The 14892-nt window shown below is 67.3% G+C and carries 17 protein-coding genes and 1 pseudogene; 11 read left to right on the top strand and 7 right to left on the bottom strand.

Annotation, left to right across the window (positions count from 1 at the left end):
• Positions 1–3 precede the first annotated feature (3 nt).
• Positions 4–465 carry a PH domain-containing protein gene (locus AC6I6X_RS20290; RefSeq protein ID WP_497932381.1) on the bottom strand — a complete coding sequence of 154 codons (462 nt, stop codon included), beginning with the start codon at positions 463–465 and terminating at the stop codon, positions 4–6.
• A gap of 95 nt (positions 466–560) precedes the next feature.
• Complete coding sequence (locus AC6I6X_RS20295; protein WP_497932382.1) at positions 561–818, bottom strand: BolA family protein; 258 nt, start codon at positions 816–818, stop codon at positions 561–563.
• 161 nt (positions 819–979) lie between these two features.
• Here AC6I6X_RS20295 and AC6I6X_RS20300 point away from each other — a divergent pair, with 161 nt between their 5' ends.
• From AC6I6X_RS20300 to AC6I6X_RS20310, 3 genes are all read left to right on the top strand, one after another.
• Positions 980–1495 carry a DUF7523 family protein gene (locus tag AC6I6X_RS20300; RefSeq protein WP_497932383.1) on the top strand — a complete coding sequence of 172 codons (516 nt, stop codon included), beginning with the start codon at positions 980–982 and terminating at the stop codon, positions 1493–1495.
• Between the two features lie 107 nt (positions 1496–1602).
• On the top strand, positions 1603–3126 hold the full coding sequence (cysS, locus tag AC6I6X_RS20305; RefSeq protein ID WP_497932384.1) for a cysteine--tRNA ligase: 1524 nt from the start codon (positions 1603–1605) through the stop codon (positions 3124–3126).
• Between the two features lie 136 nt (positions 3127–3262).
• Complete coding sequence (locus AC6I6X_RS20310; RefSeq protein WP_497932385.1) at positions 3263–3955, top strand: DUF6517 family protein; 693 nt, start codon at positions 3263–3265, stop codon at positions 3953–3955.
• Positions 3956–4009: 54 nt separating this feature from the next.
• Here the strand turns inward: AC6I6X_RS20310 and AC6I6X_RS20315 are convergent, their stop codons facing one another.
• From AC6I6X_RS20315 to AC6I6X_RS20330, 4 genes are all read right to left on the bottom strand, one after another.
• A complete protein-coding gene (locus AC6I6X_RS20315; RefSeq protein WP_497932386.1) occupies positions 4010–5089 on the bottom strand; it encodes a presenilin family intramembrane aspartyl protease PSH in 1080 nt (359 codons plus the stop codon).
• A 98-nt stretch (positions 5090–5187) separates the two neighbouring features.
• Positions 5188–5424, bottom strand: a complete 237-nt coding sequence (locus AC6I6X_RS20320) for an H/ACA ribonucleoprotein complex subunit GAR1 (protein ID WP_497932387.1) — start codon at positions 5422–5424, stop codon at positions 5188–5190.
• Positions 5425–5426: 2 nt separating this feature from the next.
• Positions 5427–5708, bottom strand: a complete 282-nt coding sequence (srp19, locus tag AC6I6X_RS20325) for a signal recognition particle subunit SRP19 (RefSeq protein ID WP_497932388.1) — start codon at positions 5706–5708, stop codon at positions 5427–5429.
• A gap of 60 nt (positions 5709–5768) precedes the next feature.
• A complete protein-coding gene (locus AC6I6X_RS20330; RefSeq protein WP_497932389.1) occupies positions 5769–6872 on the bottom strand; it encodes a PGF-CTERM-anchored ABC transporter substrate-binding protein in 1104 nt (367 codons plus the stop codon).
• Positions 6873–6932: 60 nt separating this feature from the next.
• Between AC6I6X_RS20330 and btuC the strand changes: the two genes are divergently transcribed.
• From btuC to gatE, 8 genes and pseudogenes are all read left to right on the top strand, one after another.
• Positions 6933–8030, top strand: coding sequence for a vitamin B12 ABC transporter permease BtuC (btuC, locus tag AC6I6X_RS20335; protein ID WP_497932390.1), 1098 nt, complete (start codon positions 6933–6935; stop codon positions 8028–8030).
• Positions 8027–9391, top strand: coding sequence for a heme ABC transporter ATP-binding protein (locus AC6I6X_RS20340; protein WP_497932391.1), 1365 nt, complete (start codon positions 8027–8029; stop codon positions 9389–9391). Before btuC ends, AC6I6X_RS20340 begins: the two co-directional genes overlap by 4 nt.
• Positions 9392–9540: 149 nt before the next feature.
• A complete protein-coding gene (locus AC6I6X_RS20345; RefSeq protein ID WP_497932392.1) occupies positions 9541–9678 on the top strand; it encodes a hypothetical protein in 138 nt (45 codons plus the stop codon).
• Positions 9679–9680: 2 nt separating this feature from the next.
• Positions 9681–9881 (top strand): annotated as a pseudogene (locus AC6I6X_RS20350) (FAD-dependent monooxygenase); the annotation flags it as partial.
• Positions 9882–10086: 205 nt separating this feature from the next.
• Positions 10087–11019, top strand: a complete 933-nt coding sequence (locus AC6I6X_RS20355; protein ID WP_497932393.1) for a DUF7551 domain-containing protein — start codon at positions 10087–10089, stop codon at positions 11017–11019.
• Positions 11020–11067: 48 nt separating this feature from the next.
• Positions 11068–11367, top strand: a complete 300-nt coding sequence (locus AC6I6X_RS20360) for an amphi-Trp domain-containing protein (RefSeq protein WP_497932394.1) — start codon at positions 11068–11070, stop codon at positions 11365–11367.
• A gap of 380 nt (positions 11368–11747) precedes the next feature.
• Entirely contained in the window at positions 11748–12350 is a 603-nt protein-coding gene (locus AC6I6X_RS20365; protein WP_497932395.1) for a cupredoxin domain-containing protein, read from the top strand.
• 136 nt (positions 12351–12486) lie between these two features.
• Entirely contained in the window at positions 12487–14361 is a 1875-nt protein-coding gene (gene gatE, locus AC6I6X_RS20370) for a Glu-tRNA(Gln) amidotransferase subunit GatE (RefSeq protein WP_497932396.1), read from the top strand.
• Between the two features lie 30 nt (positions 14362–14391).
• On the opposite strand, the gene AC6I6X_RS20375 is transcribed toward gatE, so the two are convergent.
• A complete protein-coding gene (locus AC6I6X_RS20375; RefSeq protein WP_497932397.1) occupies positions 14392–14874 on the bottom strand; it encodes an Lrp/AsnC family transcriptional regulator in 483 nt (160 codons plus the stop codon).
• Between the last annotated feature and the right edge of the window lie 18 nt (positions 14875–14892).

The following is a 14892-nucleotide window of genomic DNA, read 5'->3' on the forward strand; positions in this document are numbered from 1 at the left end:
GATTCAGACGGCGTCCTCGACCTCGCTCTCGACGGCGAGTTCGCGGAGGGTGTCCTGCAGGTCCCGCGCCCGGTTCGGACGCAAGCCCGGGATCCTCACGTCCGCGTTTCGCGACCCCGCCGTGTAGACGACCACGCTCGAGAGGCCGAGCGCGCGCTCGATCGGCCCGAACTGGGTGTCGACGTGCTGAACCCGGACGAACGGCACGGCGGTCTCGACGAAGGTGACGACGCCCCGTTCGAGGTAGAGGGCGTCCGACTGGAGTTCGAACCGCCAGACCTGGTGGCGCCGGATCGCGTAGCCGACCCCGAGTACGATCGCGATCGCGACGACCGTCCCGAGGGCGACCGTCGGGATCGACGTGAGCCACCGGTCGACGGCCGCGAGGACGGCGCCGACGGCGATCGCGACGATCGCCGCCTGTGCGATCCAGAGCAGCCTGATGCGGGGATGGAGCGACTCCATACCCGTATCCTGTCAACATCGAAGGATAAAGGTGCGGTTCCGACTCGACGCGGCGGTTCGAGCGCGGCGTGAGGGCTCGACGCTGCCGGCGGCGTTCACTCGGCGGTCGTCTCCTCGTACTCCTCGGGGGTGTACGTCGAGAGTTCGAGCGCATGGATGTCGGTCGTCATGTGGTCGTCCAGGGCGTCGTAGACCTGCTGGTGTTGCTGGACGAGCGGCAGGCCCTCGAAGGTCGACGAGACGACCGTCGCCGCGAGGTGGTCGTCGTCGTGCTCGTCGCGAGCGTACGTGACCGTCGCGTCCGCGTCTTCGAGGTTCGATTCGATGACGTCCTCGACGTCGGCTGGCTTCATACCGTGCCCTCCGTCCGCTCGCGGCAAAAACACGGCGGTCCCGGTGAGCGTCACACGAGGTGCCGATCGACGGAGTCACGAGCGCGATCGGTCCGCCGTCACCCGATCCCCGCGTGCCGACGATCGTCGTCTTTTTATCGGCTCCCGTCGCTGTCGGTCGTATGTCACTGGCAGCCGAGACGCGCCGCGCAGTCGATCGCCGCCCCTTCCTCGCGGCTGCCCTGCGGGCCGGCGTCGTCAACTACACCGCCGCGGCCCGCTACCTGGACGTCGACGGGGACCCGGAGGCGATCGCAACCGCCCTGCGCCGATACGCCGAGGAGTTGCCGCCGTACGAGACGACCGGGCGCGACGTCAGGGTCCGGATGCGAAGCGGGATCGGCGTGATCGGCGGTGAGAGCGACGACGACGGTGAGGGGGCCGGCGATCGGGGACTGATCACCGTGGGCGGCGTCACCTTCGGCGCGTGTGACGGCGGGAAAACCGCGATCGTCGCAACCGGCGAGGTGGATGCCGCCGCGCTCGCTCACGCCGTGCAGGCCCTCTCGCTCGCCGACGTCGACCCCGACGCCGCCGCGGTCGGCGGGGGAACGATGGCGATCGTCGTCGCTCGTCGCGAAAGTGCGACCGCCCTCCGGACGATCGAGACGGCGCTCGATCGGGTACCGGATCGGTAGCCGAGATTCGATCGGCCGGCACGGTGCGGTCGAATACTCGATCACCGCCGCGCTCGCGCACGAATGCCATCACACAGTTTAACTTTCGTCCGGAGGAAGTGGGCGTAATGACCCTGCACGTGACGAACACGTTGACGGGCGAAAAAGAGCCGTTCGAGCCACAGGATCCCGAGAACGTCTTGCTCTACTACTGTGGCCTGACGGTCTCGGATCCGCCCCACCTGGGCCACGCGCGATCGTGGGTCCACGTCGACGTCATGCACCGGTGGCTGGAGTACCTCGGCTACGACGTGCGTCACGTCGAGAACTTCACCGACGTCAACGAGAAAATCGTCGCCCGCGTGGGCGAGGACGACCTCGGGGAGGACGAGGCCGACGTCGCGGAAACCTACATCGAACGGACGATCGACGACATGCGATCGCTGAACCTCCTGCGAGCGGAGGTCTACCCGCGGGTCTCCGAGCACGTCCCCGAGATCATCGGCCTCGTCGGGACGCTGGTCGAGAAGGGCTACGCCTACGAGGCCGACGGATCGGTCTACTTCGACGTGACGAAATTCGACGACTACGGCGCGCTCTCGAACCAGGAACTCGACGAGATCGAGTCCCAGGGCGATCCCGACGAGCGATCGGAAAAGCGCAATCCCGCGGACTTCGCGCTCTGGAAGGCCGACGGCGTCGATCCCGACGCGATCGCGGAACACCGCCACGAGGGCGCAGCGCCCGCCGAAGAAGCCTGCGAGACGGCCCTGACGTGGGACTCGCCGTGGGGTGAGGGGCGTCCCGGCTGGCACATCGAGTGCTCGGCGATGAGCATGACCCACCTCGGCGAGACGCTGGATCTCCACGTGGGCGGGCGGGATCTGGTCTTTCCCCACCACGAGAACGAGATCGCCCAGTCCGAGGCCGCCACGGGCCGGCAGTTCGCGAACTACTGGCTCCACTGCGAACTGTTCCAGATGGACGACGAGAAGATGTCCTCGAGCCTGGGCAACTTCGTCACCGTCGACGACGCGGTCGACCGGTGGGGGACGAACGTCCTCCGGACCTTCCTGACCGCTGGCTCGTACAACAGCAAACAGCTCTACGGCGACGAACCGATCGCCGAGGCCGAGGAGCGATGGGAACGACTCGAGCGCGCCCACGAGGCCGCCGTCGAGACGATCGACTCGCCGGACGCGGTTTCGAAGATCGAAGACGATCGACTCCGGGCCGGGATCGACGAGGCACGCGCGGCGTTCGCGGACGCGATGAACGACGACTTCAACACCCGCGAGGCCCAGTCGGCGCTGCTGTCGATCGCGACGGCGGTCAACCGACACCTGGAGGAGACGGCCGGGAACGAAGACGGCACCGCGGACGGGTACGACTATCGCGGCCTGCGCCGCGCCGTCGAGACGCTCGAGGAACTCGGCGGCGTGCTCGGCCTCTCGTTCACCGGTGAGACGACCGGATCGGCGACCCTCGCCGGGGACGTCGTCGAACTCGTGCTCGACGTCCGCGAGCGGGAACGGGCCGACGGCAACTACGATCGGGCCGACGAGTTGCGCGACGAACTCGAGGCGCTCGGGATCGAGGTCCAGGACACCGACGACGGGCCGACGTACCGGCTCCCGTCCGACGCCGAGTGAGCCGTCCCGTGATCGCGATCGGTCGAGGAAAGGGTTCCGAGGTTGGTGATGGCGTCTCGCTTCTGCCGGTCGATGTGACGCACAACGGGTCCGTTCCACGAAACTTATAGTGACGAGCGGGATCCTCTCGGACAGGATGAATCGACGACCGTTCGTCGCCGCGCTCGCGTCCGGAATCGGAGCCGCCTCGGCTGGCTGTCTCGGCTTTCTCGACGACGCCACCGCGTTTTCGGCGTCGCCGGCGATCGTCGAGGCCAACGCGGCCGCCGAGGCCGGCTACGAGTACCAGGGAACCGTCGAACGGGTCGAGACGAGAGACGTCCCCCGGACCGACGAGAACGTCGAGGTGACGAACTACGTCAGCGAGTACACCCGAACGATCGAGACGCCCCTGTCCGTCCTCGACGTCGGGAACGCGGAGGCCGGCGTGTTCGCCGTCATCACGACCCCGCAGGTGCGCGTCGCCGGGAAGGACTTCAACCCCGTCGGCGACATGTCGAACGCCGAGATCGTCGAACTCGTCCAGAACCAGTACGAGGCGCTCTCGATCGACGGATCGGTCGGCGACCGCTCCGTCGACGGACTGGGGCAGTCGATCGCCGTCGAGACGTTCGAGGGGGAAGCGAGGTTTCTGGGACAGGGGAGAATCGACGTCTTCCTCGACGTCGCACAACCGGAGCACGGCGAGGACCACCTCGTTATCGTCGGCGTCTACCCGGACGACTACAACCTGCCGGTCGCGGACGAGGAAGCGCGGATCGACACGATGATCCGCGGCCTGGAACACGGCGACGACGTCGACGCCGACGTCGAACCGGCAGACGAGTAGTCGGCAGGGTCGAGTCGACAGCAGCGATCCGGTTCGAACGCGCTTTTCGTTCCGCTAGAGCCCGAGCGCGGTGACGATCGGGACGCCGCTCGCGAGGGCACCGAGCAGGTAGCCGCCGATCGCGCCGCCGTTGAGGAGCGGCAGTCCGGCGTGGGGCCGACCCTTGAGGACCATGTACATGAGGACGAGCAGGCCGGCGATCGTCCCGACGATCGCACCCAGCGCCGCGTAGTTCAGCGCGAGCACGGGGACGGCGATCGTTCCGGCGTCGAGGAAGTACGCGGCGCTCACGACGATGATGGTCGGAATGACGGCGTCGCCGAGACCGATGAAGAGGGCGTCGCGCTCCAGTTCGTCCGCTGGGGCGTCGTTCTCCTCGGTGTTGCGATCGCCGTCTTCGGCCCCGGTCCCGACGTCCGAAGACGCCGGGCCGTCGGCGGGAGCGGTGGCGGCATCCGCATCGGTGGCGGACTCGGTTGTCTCGGTCGACTCGTCACCGCCGTCTTCGAGCACGTCGTCGGTGCTCCCGGCGGCGAGATACGAGTACGAGAGCGTCGTCGGGACGACGAGGACGACCGGAATCTTCAGGTCCATCACCCCCTCGGCCAGGTCGAGCATGTGTTCGGTGCCGTAGACGCTGATCGCGTCGTAGATGGCAAGCACCGAGAGCAACAGGATGGCGGGCAGGAGGCCGAAACTGATCCCGAAGAGGGCGGCGGCGCCGGCCCCCATCAGGACCCCGGCCGTGTCGATGACGTACCACTCCGGGTAGAACAGCAGGCCCGCACCGACGCCGATCGCCGCGAGGCCGGCGAGGACGTTGGTCCCGCCGACGGACACGACCGGCGGAACCAACTCGACGAAGACGAACCAGGCGAGCATCACGCTGACGCCGACGATCAGGAGTCGGATGAGCCACTGGAGGTCGAACTTGAACGCCGCGAGCATGAACCCGGTCGCGACGAGAATGATCGCGAAGTAGACGACGCTGTTCGTCGGGTTGTCGGGGTCCTCGACGGCCTGCCGGTCGGACTCGTCGAACGGTTCGGTCAGCGCTAGCGCGCCCAACTGGACGCCGAGAAACAGCAGGACCGTCAGCCCGACGGCGAGGAGGACCCGCGTCCGATCGTTCATGCACCGGGGTTCGAAGGCCGGTCGTATGGGTGTTTTCGTTGGCGATCGATCCCGGACGCGTGTCGACCGATCGCGACGGCCTCCAAAGTGGTCCCGGGCTAGCGCGCGTACAGCGTCGACCCGACCAGCGACGGCAGGTGAACGTCGTCGTCGGGCGTCACCGCCAGGTAGGGCCGATCGACGGGGCCGAAGACGTCGACGACGCGGCCGACGTCGTCGAGCGACTCGTCGAGGACCATCGTCCCGATCACGTCGCGGCCGTCGTCGTCGCCGTCCTCCGCCCGGAGGATCGCGAGGCCCTGTGCGGTGCGGACGACCTGTCCGATCCGGCGCATCGCTACTCCCGCATCGCGACGACGTACGCCGCGACGGCCTGGACGAGATCGTTCTTCGTCGAGTCGTCCGCGCCGCGGACCACGACGCGGCCGCGATCGGCCCAGTGTTCCCGCGAGTAGGCCTTGTCCCGCTCGATCGTGGCGTCGTACCCGATCTGCTGGACGGCTTTCGCGATCTCGTCGACCGTCGGCTCTTCGACTGCCAGATCCTGGGACACGCGGCGTCCCTCGGCCCGCGAGAGGTTCGCATCGAGATAGGCGGGCCAGATGACGTTCTCGACCATAGGATCACCTCGGCAGGCCGACGAGTAAACACTTTTCAAAACGAGACGATGAGTTCGGGGTTATCGACGACGGAGCAGGAATGCGCCGCCGAGAAGTGCGGCGACGGCGGCGGGTGCGCCGAAACCAGGGATCGACTCGCTCGCGTCGTCGCTTTCATCGTTGCTTTCGTCATCGCCGTTCGCGTCCGTCTCGTTGGTTTGATCGTCTTCGTCTGACTCCTCTAGCTCTGCGCTCGCCTCCTCGTAGGCGTCAGGATGGATCGCCTCGACGATGTCCACGACGGCGTAGACGACCTGCGGTGCGGGCTGGCTGATCTGGTTGGCGTCGACGGTGACGATGTTGTCGTTCTGGTAAGCAGTCGTCGCTTCCGCCGCCTCGGGGATCGGCGGTTCGTCCCTGTCGTCCGGGTGGATGATCCACTCGGGATCCTCATCGACGATCGTTTCGCTACTGAGTTGCTGGTAGAACGTGATTCCGGCCCGTTCGGCGAGGTCCTCGACGCCGGCCGTCGTCAGCACCTCGTGGATGAAGGATTCGGTGCCTGCGGTCGTGCCGTCCTCGCCCATCGCGTAGTAGACGAGCGGTCGATCGACGTCTTCGACGGCGGTCTCGACGATCTCGAGTTGCTCGTCCATCCAGTCGACGGTCTCGGTCGCGCCCGCACACTCGCCGGTGAGTTCGCCCGTCCGGACGACGTTGTCCCGCACGTCGTCGATCGAGTTCGCCGCCTCGAAGTGGTAGACGGTCAACCCGGCGTCCCGGAGCGTCTCGATGTCTTCCTCGGCCGTGATGTTCGCCGCGAGCACGACGTCCGGGTCGAGGTCGATCACCCGTTCGGTGTTGATCTGAAAGCCGTCGCCGACGTCGGCCCGGTCGCCGCGGTCGAGGCCGCTCGTCGCGGGACTGTACGGCATGCCGTCGAGTCGATCTTCCGCTCCGATTTCGAACACCGTCTGTGCGTCGCTCGCCTGCAGGGCGACGACGGATTCGGGCGGTTCTTCGAGCGTGATCTGTTCGCCCGTCGCGTCGGTCAGTTCGATCGGATACTCACACTCCGCCTGGGCCGCGCCGGAGGCGCCGCCCGCGTCGCTCCCCGCCACGGCGGGCGCGAGAAGCGAGAGGGTGAGTACCGCGGTGATGAGGATAACGAGTTTCTGTCGCATCGTCCGATAAGTGGTGGGTCTTCAACAAATATTTGTCTAACCCAATCGAGGTTGCAGTATATGGCGCGCCCGGTCCGAACCGCGTCGTGGTCTGCGGGCCTCGCCGCGTTGCTCGTCGCCGTCGTCGTCGGGAGCGCCGCCCTCGGACCGGTCAGGATCGACCCGCTGACGGTCGCGATGGCCATTTTGAACGCGGTCGTCGTCCCCTCGGGCGTGACGGCGGGAAGCGTGACCATCCCCGGACTCGGCGTCATCGTTCCGGCACCGGACGTCCAGTACGTCCCCGTCTTCTCGTTCGACGTCCCCGAGACCCACCAGATCATCGTCGCCGACGTGCGCCTGCCGCGGATCGCGCTCGCGGCGACGGTCGGGTTCGCGCTGGCCGCCGCCGGGACGGTGATGCAGGGATTCTTCCGGAACCCGCTCGCCGACCCGTCGATCATCGGCGTCTCGTCGGGTGCCGCCGCCGGTGCCGTCGCCGCGATCGCGTTTCCCCTCCTCGTCCCCTTCGGGAGCCTCCACCTCTCCGCGTTCGTCGGCGCGCTCGTGACCGCGTTTCTCGTCTACGCGATCGCCACCGAGGGCGGCCGGACCCCCGTCGCGACCCTGTTGCTCGCCGGCGTCGCCATCCAGGCGTTTCTCGGGGCGCTCATCTCCTACATGCTCGTCCACAGCGGGGAGAGCCTCAGACAGGCCGTGATCTGGATGATGGGGCACCTCAACAACAGTTCCTGGGGCGACGTCGGCTTCGCGCTGCCGGTGGCGATCGTCGGCGTCCTCGTCCTCGGGGCGTTCACCCGTGACCTGAACGTCCTCCTGCTCGGCGAAGAGGACGCCTACCACCTCGGCGTCGACGTCGAGCGGACGAAGTTCCTCCTGCTCGCGATCGCGAGTATCGTGACGGCGGCGGGCGTCGCCGTCGCGGGCGTCATCGGCTTCGTCGGCCTCGTCGTCCCGCACATGATGCGGCTGATCGTCGGCCCGGATCACCGGATCCTGTTGCCGACCAGCGCGCTCGCTGGGGCCTCCTTTCTCGTCGCGACCGATACGATCGCCCGCACCGGCCCGGCCGAAGTCCCGGTCGGGATCGTCACGGCGGCGCTCGGGGCCCCGTTCTTCCTGTTCCTGCTGACCCGCCGGGAGGTGCATTCGCTGTGACGGACGGACCGGATCCCGACGACACCATCGGTGACGCGAGTACCGCCGTCGAGGTCTCGAACGTCGCGATTTCGTTCGGCGACCTTCCCGTTCTCGAAGACGCCTCGCTCTCGGCTACGCCGGGGGAACTCGTCGGACTGGTCGGCCCGAACGGGGCCGGGAAGACGACGCTGCTCCGGACGATCAGCGGGGCGATCGCGCCCGATCGGGGGACCGTCGCGATCGGCGGCGACGACGCCCACGACCTCTCCGCCCGGGAATCAAGTCGCCGGGTCGCGGTCGTGCCCCAGGAGACGACCCTGTCGTTTTCCTTTTCCGTCCGCGACGTCGTCGAGATGGGCCGCCACCCTTACAGATCGCGGTTCGCGCCGCCCGACGCGGACGATCGAGCCGTCGTCGACGACGCTCTCGAGCGGACGCGAACGGCCCAGTTCGCCGATCGCGGGATCGAGGCGGTCAGCGGCGGCGAGCGACAGCGAGTGATCCTCGCGCGGGCGATCGCCCAGGCAACGCCGGTCCTGTTGCTCGACGAACCGACCGCGAGTCTCGACGTCAATCACGCGATCGAGACCCTCGAACTGGTCCGCGAACTGGTCGACGAGGGCCGGACCGTGATCGCGGCCATCCACGACCTGAACCTGGCCGCGCGGTACTGCGATCGCCTCGTGATGCTCGCGGACGGGACGGTCCACCGGTCCGGGTCGCCGACCGAAGTGCTCTCGGCTGAGGCGTTGCGGACGGCCTTCGACGCGAACGCGGCGGTGACGTCGAACCCGGTGACCGGAACGACGTCGGTGACGGCGCTTCCCGACGAGAACCCCGGATCGCTCCCGGACGGCGTGCACGTGCTCGGTTCCGGGGCGACCGCGTCGGCGATTCTCGCGCGCCTCGACGCCGCGGACGTGGAAGCGAGCCTCGGCCCCGTTTCGAGCGGATCGACGGCCGCCGAGACGGCCGCCCAGTTCGGACTCGACTCCATCGACGTCGAACCGTTCGCCCCGCTGTCGCGGACGGACCGGGACGCGCTCGATCGGGCGCTTTCCGATCAAGAGGCCATCGTCCTCGCAGACGTCGAAATCGGGGCGGGGAACCAGGTACTCCTCGATCGCGTGCTCGAGTGTGAGTCGCTCGTCCTCGTCGAAACCCGCCCGTTCGCCGAGCGGAACTTCGCGGGATCGGGTGCTCGAGACCGGTACGAGGAGGTGCGCCGCCGGGCCGTCGAGGCGTCGCCCGATCGGATACTCGAAGTGCTGGCCTCGGGTCCCGGCCCGGGCGGCGAGACGGACTCGGAGCGACGGACGGCCGACGACGATCGAGCGGAGTCGACGGAATCCGCCTCGGTGGAATCGACCGACAGCTGACGGAGTCGCTGTTCTCGAGGCCGCCCGTCGAAGCCACCGGCTGCATCCGACTCGAACGATCTAGTCCCGATACCGCCAGCTACAGCGCTATGGTTTAGGCCTGCCTAAAATCCGAAAGCGCTATAAATATTTAGGCAAGCCTAAATCGTATGGCAATCGCTTGCGCGACGCGTGCGTGTCCGTTGCCGCGAAGAGACGCGATCAGGTACCGCTCTCCGAAGGCGTTCGACGAGAATATTCTGTTCGATCGCCAGCGGGTCGCGGACATCGTCACCGGAGGCGCGTAAGTATGGCCGCCGAACCGGCAGCGGACGTCGACGTCGCGATCGTCGGCGGTGGGCCCGCGGGCTGTTCGGCCGGCGTCTTCACCGCCCGAGCGGGGCTCGAAACGACCGTCTTCGATCGCGGCCCGTCCTCGCTCAGGAGGTGTGCGTACCTCGAGAACTACCCCGGGTTTCCCGCAGGGATCGACGACGAGGACGTCTGCGAGTACTGTGAGGAGATCGGCACCCGGGAACGGAACGCACCCTCGAGCCACCAGGAGTAGCCATGTCTGTTCGTTCACCAGTTACGCGCTCGCTCTCCGGCGTCATCGAGCGTGACGAATCGAACGCGATCAGCCGAACCGAGACGGCGACGGGCGATCGGACCGGCACGCTCGGTCCCGGACCGATCGGGAGGGGGACGCGACGGTCATGATCGGAACGATGCTCACCGACATCCGCGACCACATCGAGTCGCTCGCCGGCGAGGCCGGCCGCTACTACCTCGTCTGCGGGCGGACGGGTGATCGGCCGGTCCCCGCTGACGGGTTGTACTTCGAGACCCGTGCGGTCGCCCGGGCCGCCGCGCAGGCGACCGAACAGTATCGCGCGGTACTTCGCCGGTACGACCCGTCGGTCCCCACGTACGACGTGATCGTTTGCGAGGAGGCGGTAGACGCCCGATCGACCGAAATTCAGGGGGAGGGCGGGTCCGGCGCGGCCGGCGATCGGCAGGGAGGACCGTTCCCCGCCGAAGGGGCCGAGACGCGAGGCGCGATCGACTTCTGCCACATCGTCGCCGGCGTCGTCTTCGAGGCCATCGCCGACTCGTCGCACGTCGGCCTCGAGAACGCCGTCATGGACACGTACCTCGACGTCGCCGAAACGATCGACCATCCCGACGAACTCTGCCTGCGACTGCTCGACAGCATCGCGGCGGAACTCGACGCACGTCTGGACTCCGAAGAACAGGCATCGCTCCTCGCCACGGCGGCGGATGCCCTGCCGATCGACCCGGACGACGGTGACGACCCTGCCCCACTCGTCACGACGCTCGCAGTGCTCCAGTCCGTCGGCCTGCTCGAGTCCGCACGCGTGACGCAATCACCGGGCGATTTCGGCCCCGGTCGGCGCTCCTGGTCGGTTCGACTCGACGGATATCCGCTTGGAGGACCCGACGAACGCCTGGTGACCCTCCCGATCGTCGTCAGCCTTTTCGCCCGGGTGTCGACGCGATCGCTCGCGATCACCGAGGCCGAACGGGTCGATCGAGACTCGCCCGCCACGTGGCGACTGCGGATCACCGCGACGGAGTCCGACCGCCCCCGAGGACTCGTCTGCGTCCGAGCGCCCGATCGCGCGTGATCGGTCCGACCGGAATCGAGGTAACTATCGGCGTCGTATAGCGGTACGATGACTGATCCAGAGCAGCCGTCGGCGGACGACGAGCGAACGACGATCCGGGCCGGCCGCAAGTTCGAACAGGAGTACCGACTCGACGCGGACGAGGCCGGCGCGTTCCTGATCGAACTGGGCGAACGACTGCGAGACGGCGACGAACTGACGATCGGCACCGACGAGTGGGAACTCCCGTTCGCCTTCGGGACCCCGGTCGAACTGGAGATCGACTTCGACGGCGTCGGGGAACCGGAACTGGAGATCGAGCTCCAGCTCCCGGGACGAACCGACGATAAGGCACCCGAGGTCCGGTAGAGAGGACGTACCAGAATCCGGTAGACGATCGGACGGCGCGTGTACGTCGCCGGGAGCCGATCGTCGCGGCGATCGGCGACCGCGCATCCGACCCCGAAATCGGCGATCGGGCGGGTTCAAATATCAATTATCTGTAGATACCGGCGCGGGCGACCGTGTCCGATACCGAACTCGTAAACCAATTATTGCTATATCGAATTTCGGGCGTGATCGAGGTTTCTCGCACCGATCGGCGCGGGCGTAATCGCCGGTTGGAGAGGTTGTAGCGATCGTCAGACCGAGATCCGAGCGATCCGTAGTTTCGTTTCACCGGCAAATCACACTCTGTCCGAGGAAACGGGTACGGGTCTTTTTCTCCGTCCTAGACGTTCCGCGGGTCGATGAGCGAGACACACTGGTCACGACGAACGGCGCTCAGGTTCATCGGTGCAACGACCGCAGCCGCGGGGCTATCGTCCGCGGTGGCCGCCCAGGAGGACGAGGATACCGGGGACGACGCGAACGGGGAGGGAACCGATCGATTGCCGATCATCCTGGCCGGACGAATCGAGTACTGGTACGGCGTCGCGCCCGAGGCGATCGAGGGCGAAGAGAATCCGACGCTGGATCTCGAGGAGGGCGAAGAGTACGAACTCGTCTGGATCAACGTCGACGGCGTCGAGCACGAACTGGTCGTCGAATCCGAGGACGGCGAGGAACTCGAGACGTCGGATGCGTCGGAGACGGCGGGCGAGGCCGTTTCGATGACGTTCGAGGCGAGCGAGGACGCCGCCGAGTACTACTGCCAGTTCCATCCGGAGTCGATGCGCGGCGACGTCGAACTCGGCGAAGGGTTCGACCTCTCCGTGGACGGTAGCGGAGACGATAGCGGAGACGGCGACGGTAGCGGAGGTGGCGACGGAGACGATGGCGGTGACGACTCCGAGAACGGCGGCACGACTGACGACGGCGACGACTCGGACGGTGGCGATACGGGCTACTGATCCGGACGATCGGTCCCACCGGCGTCCGGTGGACGAGCGCGGTAGCTTGCGGTTCGTCGATCGGCGAGATCGCTGACCGCGACGGGTCGGCCCGGACTGGACGGTTTTTTACCCCTCGACCTCCGAGTCCCCGACAATGACCGACACCGAGTACGATTACGAGGCACTCGGACTCGTCGCCGGGCTGGAAATCCACCAGCAACTGGATACGGCGACGAAACTGTTCTGTAACTGTCCGACCGAACTCCGCGAACCCGAGGAGTCAGTGCGATCCTTCTCGCGCTACCTCCATCCCACCCGGAGCGAACTGGGCGAACTCGACGCCGCCGCCGTCGAGGAGAGCCGGGTCGATCGGGAGTTCGAGTACCTCGCGTACGACACCACCTGTCTCGTCGAAGAGGACGACGAACCGCCACATCGACTCGACGACGAGGCCCTCGAGACGGCCCTCGAGATCGCCCAGTTGATGGACATGGCCCCGATCGACCAGGCCCACGTCATGCGCAAGATCGTCGTCGACGGCTCGAACACGTCCGGTTTCCAGCGATCGACGCTGATCGCCACCGACGGCGCGATCGAAACGAGCGAAGGAGCGGTCGGGATCGAGGACCTGATGCTCGAGGAGGAGAGCGCCCAGCGGGTCGCGGAGACGGACGCGGGCGTTCGCTACAGCCTCGATCGACTCGGCATCCCGCTGGTTGAGATCGGAACGCGCCCGGACATCTCGACGCCCGAGCAGGCTCTCGAAGCGGCCGAACGGATCGGCATGCTGCTGCGCTCGACCGGGAAGGTAAAGCGCGGCCTCGGTACGATTCGCCAGGACGTCAACGTCTCGATCGCGGAGGGCGCACGGGTCGAGATCAAGGGCGTCCAGAGCCTCGACGACATCGACGACATCGTGCGAAACGAGGTCGGCCGGCAGGCAGAACTCGTCGACGTCGCCGACGAACTGACCGAGCGCGAGGCATCGGTTGGCGACCCACAGGACGTGACCGCCGTCTTCGAAGACACCGAGAGCGGCGTGATCAGCGGCGCGCTGAACTCGGGTGGGTCGGTAATGGCCGTCCCCCTCTACGGGTTCGACGGCCTGGTGGGCCGGGAGATCGCCCCCGATCGTCGCCTGGGCACCGAGTTCTCCGATCACGCGAAGCGCCACGGCGCGGGCGGGATCTTCCACACGGACGAACTGCCCGCCTACGGCGTCACGGAAGCGGAGGTCGAAGCGCTTCGCGAGGCCGTCGGTGCCGGGTCCGAGGACGCCGTCGCCATCGTCGCCGACGACACCGACACGGCCGAGTCGGCGATCGACGCCGTCGCCGATCGGGCCGGGACGGCGATCGAGGGCGTCCCCGAGGAGACCCGCGGCGCGAACGACGACGGAACGACCCGCTATCTGCGCCCGCTTCCGGGCGCGGCGCGGATGTACCCCGAGACGGACGTGCCGCCGGTCGAACCCGACCCGAGCGACGTCCCGGAACCCGAACTGCTGACCGAGAAAGTCGATCGCTACCAGGCGGAGTACGATCTCGACGCGGGACTGGCCGAACAGGTCGCCTACGGCGGGTACATGCCGCTGTTCGAGGACGTGGTGGCCGACGGAATCGACCCGACGCTGGCCGCGACGACGCTCGAGTCGACGCTGACCGAACTGCGACGGGACGACGTTCCCGTCGAGACCCTCACCGAGGACCACCTCGCGGCGGTCCTCGGCATGGTCGAGGAGGGCGACCTGCCGAACGAGGGCGTGACGGACCTGCTTGCGGAACTGGCCGCGGAGCCGGACCGGACCGCCGAGGAAGCGGCCGAGGAAGCCGGACTCGGCGGCGCCGACGAGGAGGAGGTCCGCGACGCCGTCGTCGAGGTCGTCGAGCGTAACGAGGCGCAGGTCGAGGAAGAGGGCATGCAGGCGTTCTCGGGGCTCATGGGCGAGTGCATGGGCGCGCTCCGCGGGAAGGCCGACGGGGACCTCGTGAGCCAGCTCCTGCGGGAAGAGATCCAGAAGCGAGCCTGACAGCGACGATCGGGTCGCCGTCAGCCCGTCTCACTCGTCGACCAGTTCCTCGAGCAACGTCTCGAGGCTGTAGCTCTGGAGCGCGTCCCGTTCTTCGACCGCCGAGATGACGAACGTCGAGTCCGTCCGATCGACCCCCTCGAGTTCCTCGAACTCGGCGATGAGTCGTTCGACCATGTCGCTCCCGCTCAACCGGGCGATCACGATGAAGTCCGTCTCGCCCATCGTGAAGTAGACGTTCGTCACCCCCTCGACGGAACGAAGCCGATCGGCGAACCGCTCGTACGATCCCTGGTAGTCCGCGTGTACCTCGACGATGACGGTCACACCGAGGCCGAGTTCCTCGAGATCGACGTCGTACCGATCGTTCGCGATGACGCCTGCCTCGCGAAGGTTGTTCAGTCGGTAGTGAATCGTCGAGATCGGAATGCCGGTCGCCTCGTGGAGGCGTTCGGGACTCCCCGTCTCGAGTTCGGCGATCGCTTTCAGGAGGCGCACATCGCGGTCGTCCATAGTCCGGGTTCGAATCGG

The organism is Halosolutus sp. YCN4, from assembly GCF_059736495.1.

Excerpts from the sequence above, each read along its gene's own strand:
- AC6I6X_RS20375 (WP_497932397.1), bottom strand. The coding sequence starts at position 14,874 with ATGGACGACCGCGATGTGCGCCTCCTGAAAGCGATCGCCGAACTCGAG.
- AC6I6X_RS20290 (WP_497932381.1), bottom strand. The coding sequence starts at position 465 with ATGGAGTCGCTCCATCCCCGCATCAGGCTGCTCTGGATCGCACAGGCG.
- srp19 (WP_497932388.1), bottom strand. The coding sequence starts at position 5,708 with ATGGTCGAGAACGTCATCTGGCCCGCCTATCTCGATGCGAACCTCTCG.
- AC6I6X_RS20365 (WP_497932395.1), top strand. The coding sequence starts at position 11,748 with ATGAGCGAGACACACTGGTCACGACGAACGGCGCTCAGGTTCATCGGT.
- AC6I6X_RS20315 (WP_497932386.1), bottom strand. The coding sequence starts at position 5,089 with ATGAACGATCGGACGCGGGTCCTCCTCGCCGTCGGGCTGACGGTCCTG.
- AC6I6X_RS20330 (WP_497932389.1), bottom strand. The coding sequence starts at position 6,872 with ATGCGACAGAAACTCGTTATCCTCATCACCGCGGTACTCACCCTCTCG.
- AC6I6X_RS20295 (WP_497932382.1), bottom strand. The coding sequence starts at position 818 with ATGAAGCCAGCCGACGTCGAGGACGTCATCGAATCGAACCTCGAAGAC.
- AC6I6X_RS20320 (WP_497932387.1), bottom strand. The coding sequence starts at position 5,424 with ATGCGCCGGATCGGACAGGTCGTCCGCACCGCACAGGGCCTCGCGATC.
- gatE (WP_497932396.1), top strand. The coding sequence starts at position 12,487 with ATGACCGACACCGAGTACGATTACGAGGCACTCGGACTCGTCGCCGGG.
- AC6I6X_RS20355 (WP_497932393.1), top strand. The coding sequence starts at position 10,087 with ATGATCGGAACGATGCTCACCGACATCCGCGACCACATCGAGTCGCTC.
- btuC (WP_497932390.1), top strand. The coding sequence starts at position 6,933 with ATGGCGCGCCCGGTCCGAACCGCGTCGTGGTCTGCGGGCCTCGCCGCG.
- AC6I6X_RS20345 (WP_497932392.1), top strand. The coding sequence starts at position 9,541 with ATGGCAATCGCTTGCGCGACGCGTGCGTGTCCGTTGCCGCGAAGAGAC.
- AC6I6X_RS20300 (WP_497932383.1), top strand. The coding sequence starts at position 980 with ATGTCACTGGCAGCCGAGACGCGCCGCGCAGTCGATCGCCGCCCCTTC.
- cysS (WP_497932384.1), top strand. The coding sequence starts at position 1,603 with ATGACCCTGCACGTGACGAACACGTTGACGGGCGAAAAAGAGCCGTTC.
- AC6I6X_RS20360 (WP_497932394.1), top strand. The coding sequence starts at position 11,068 with ATGACTGATCCAGAGCAGCCGTCGGCGGACGACGAGCGAACGACGATC.
- AC6I6X_RS20310 (WP_497932385.1), top strand. The coding sequence starts at position 3,263 with ATGAATCGACGACCGTTCGTCGCCGCGCTCGCGTCCGGAATCGGAGCC.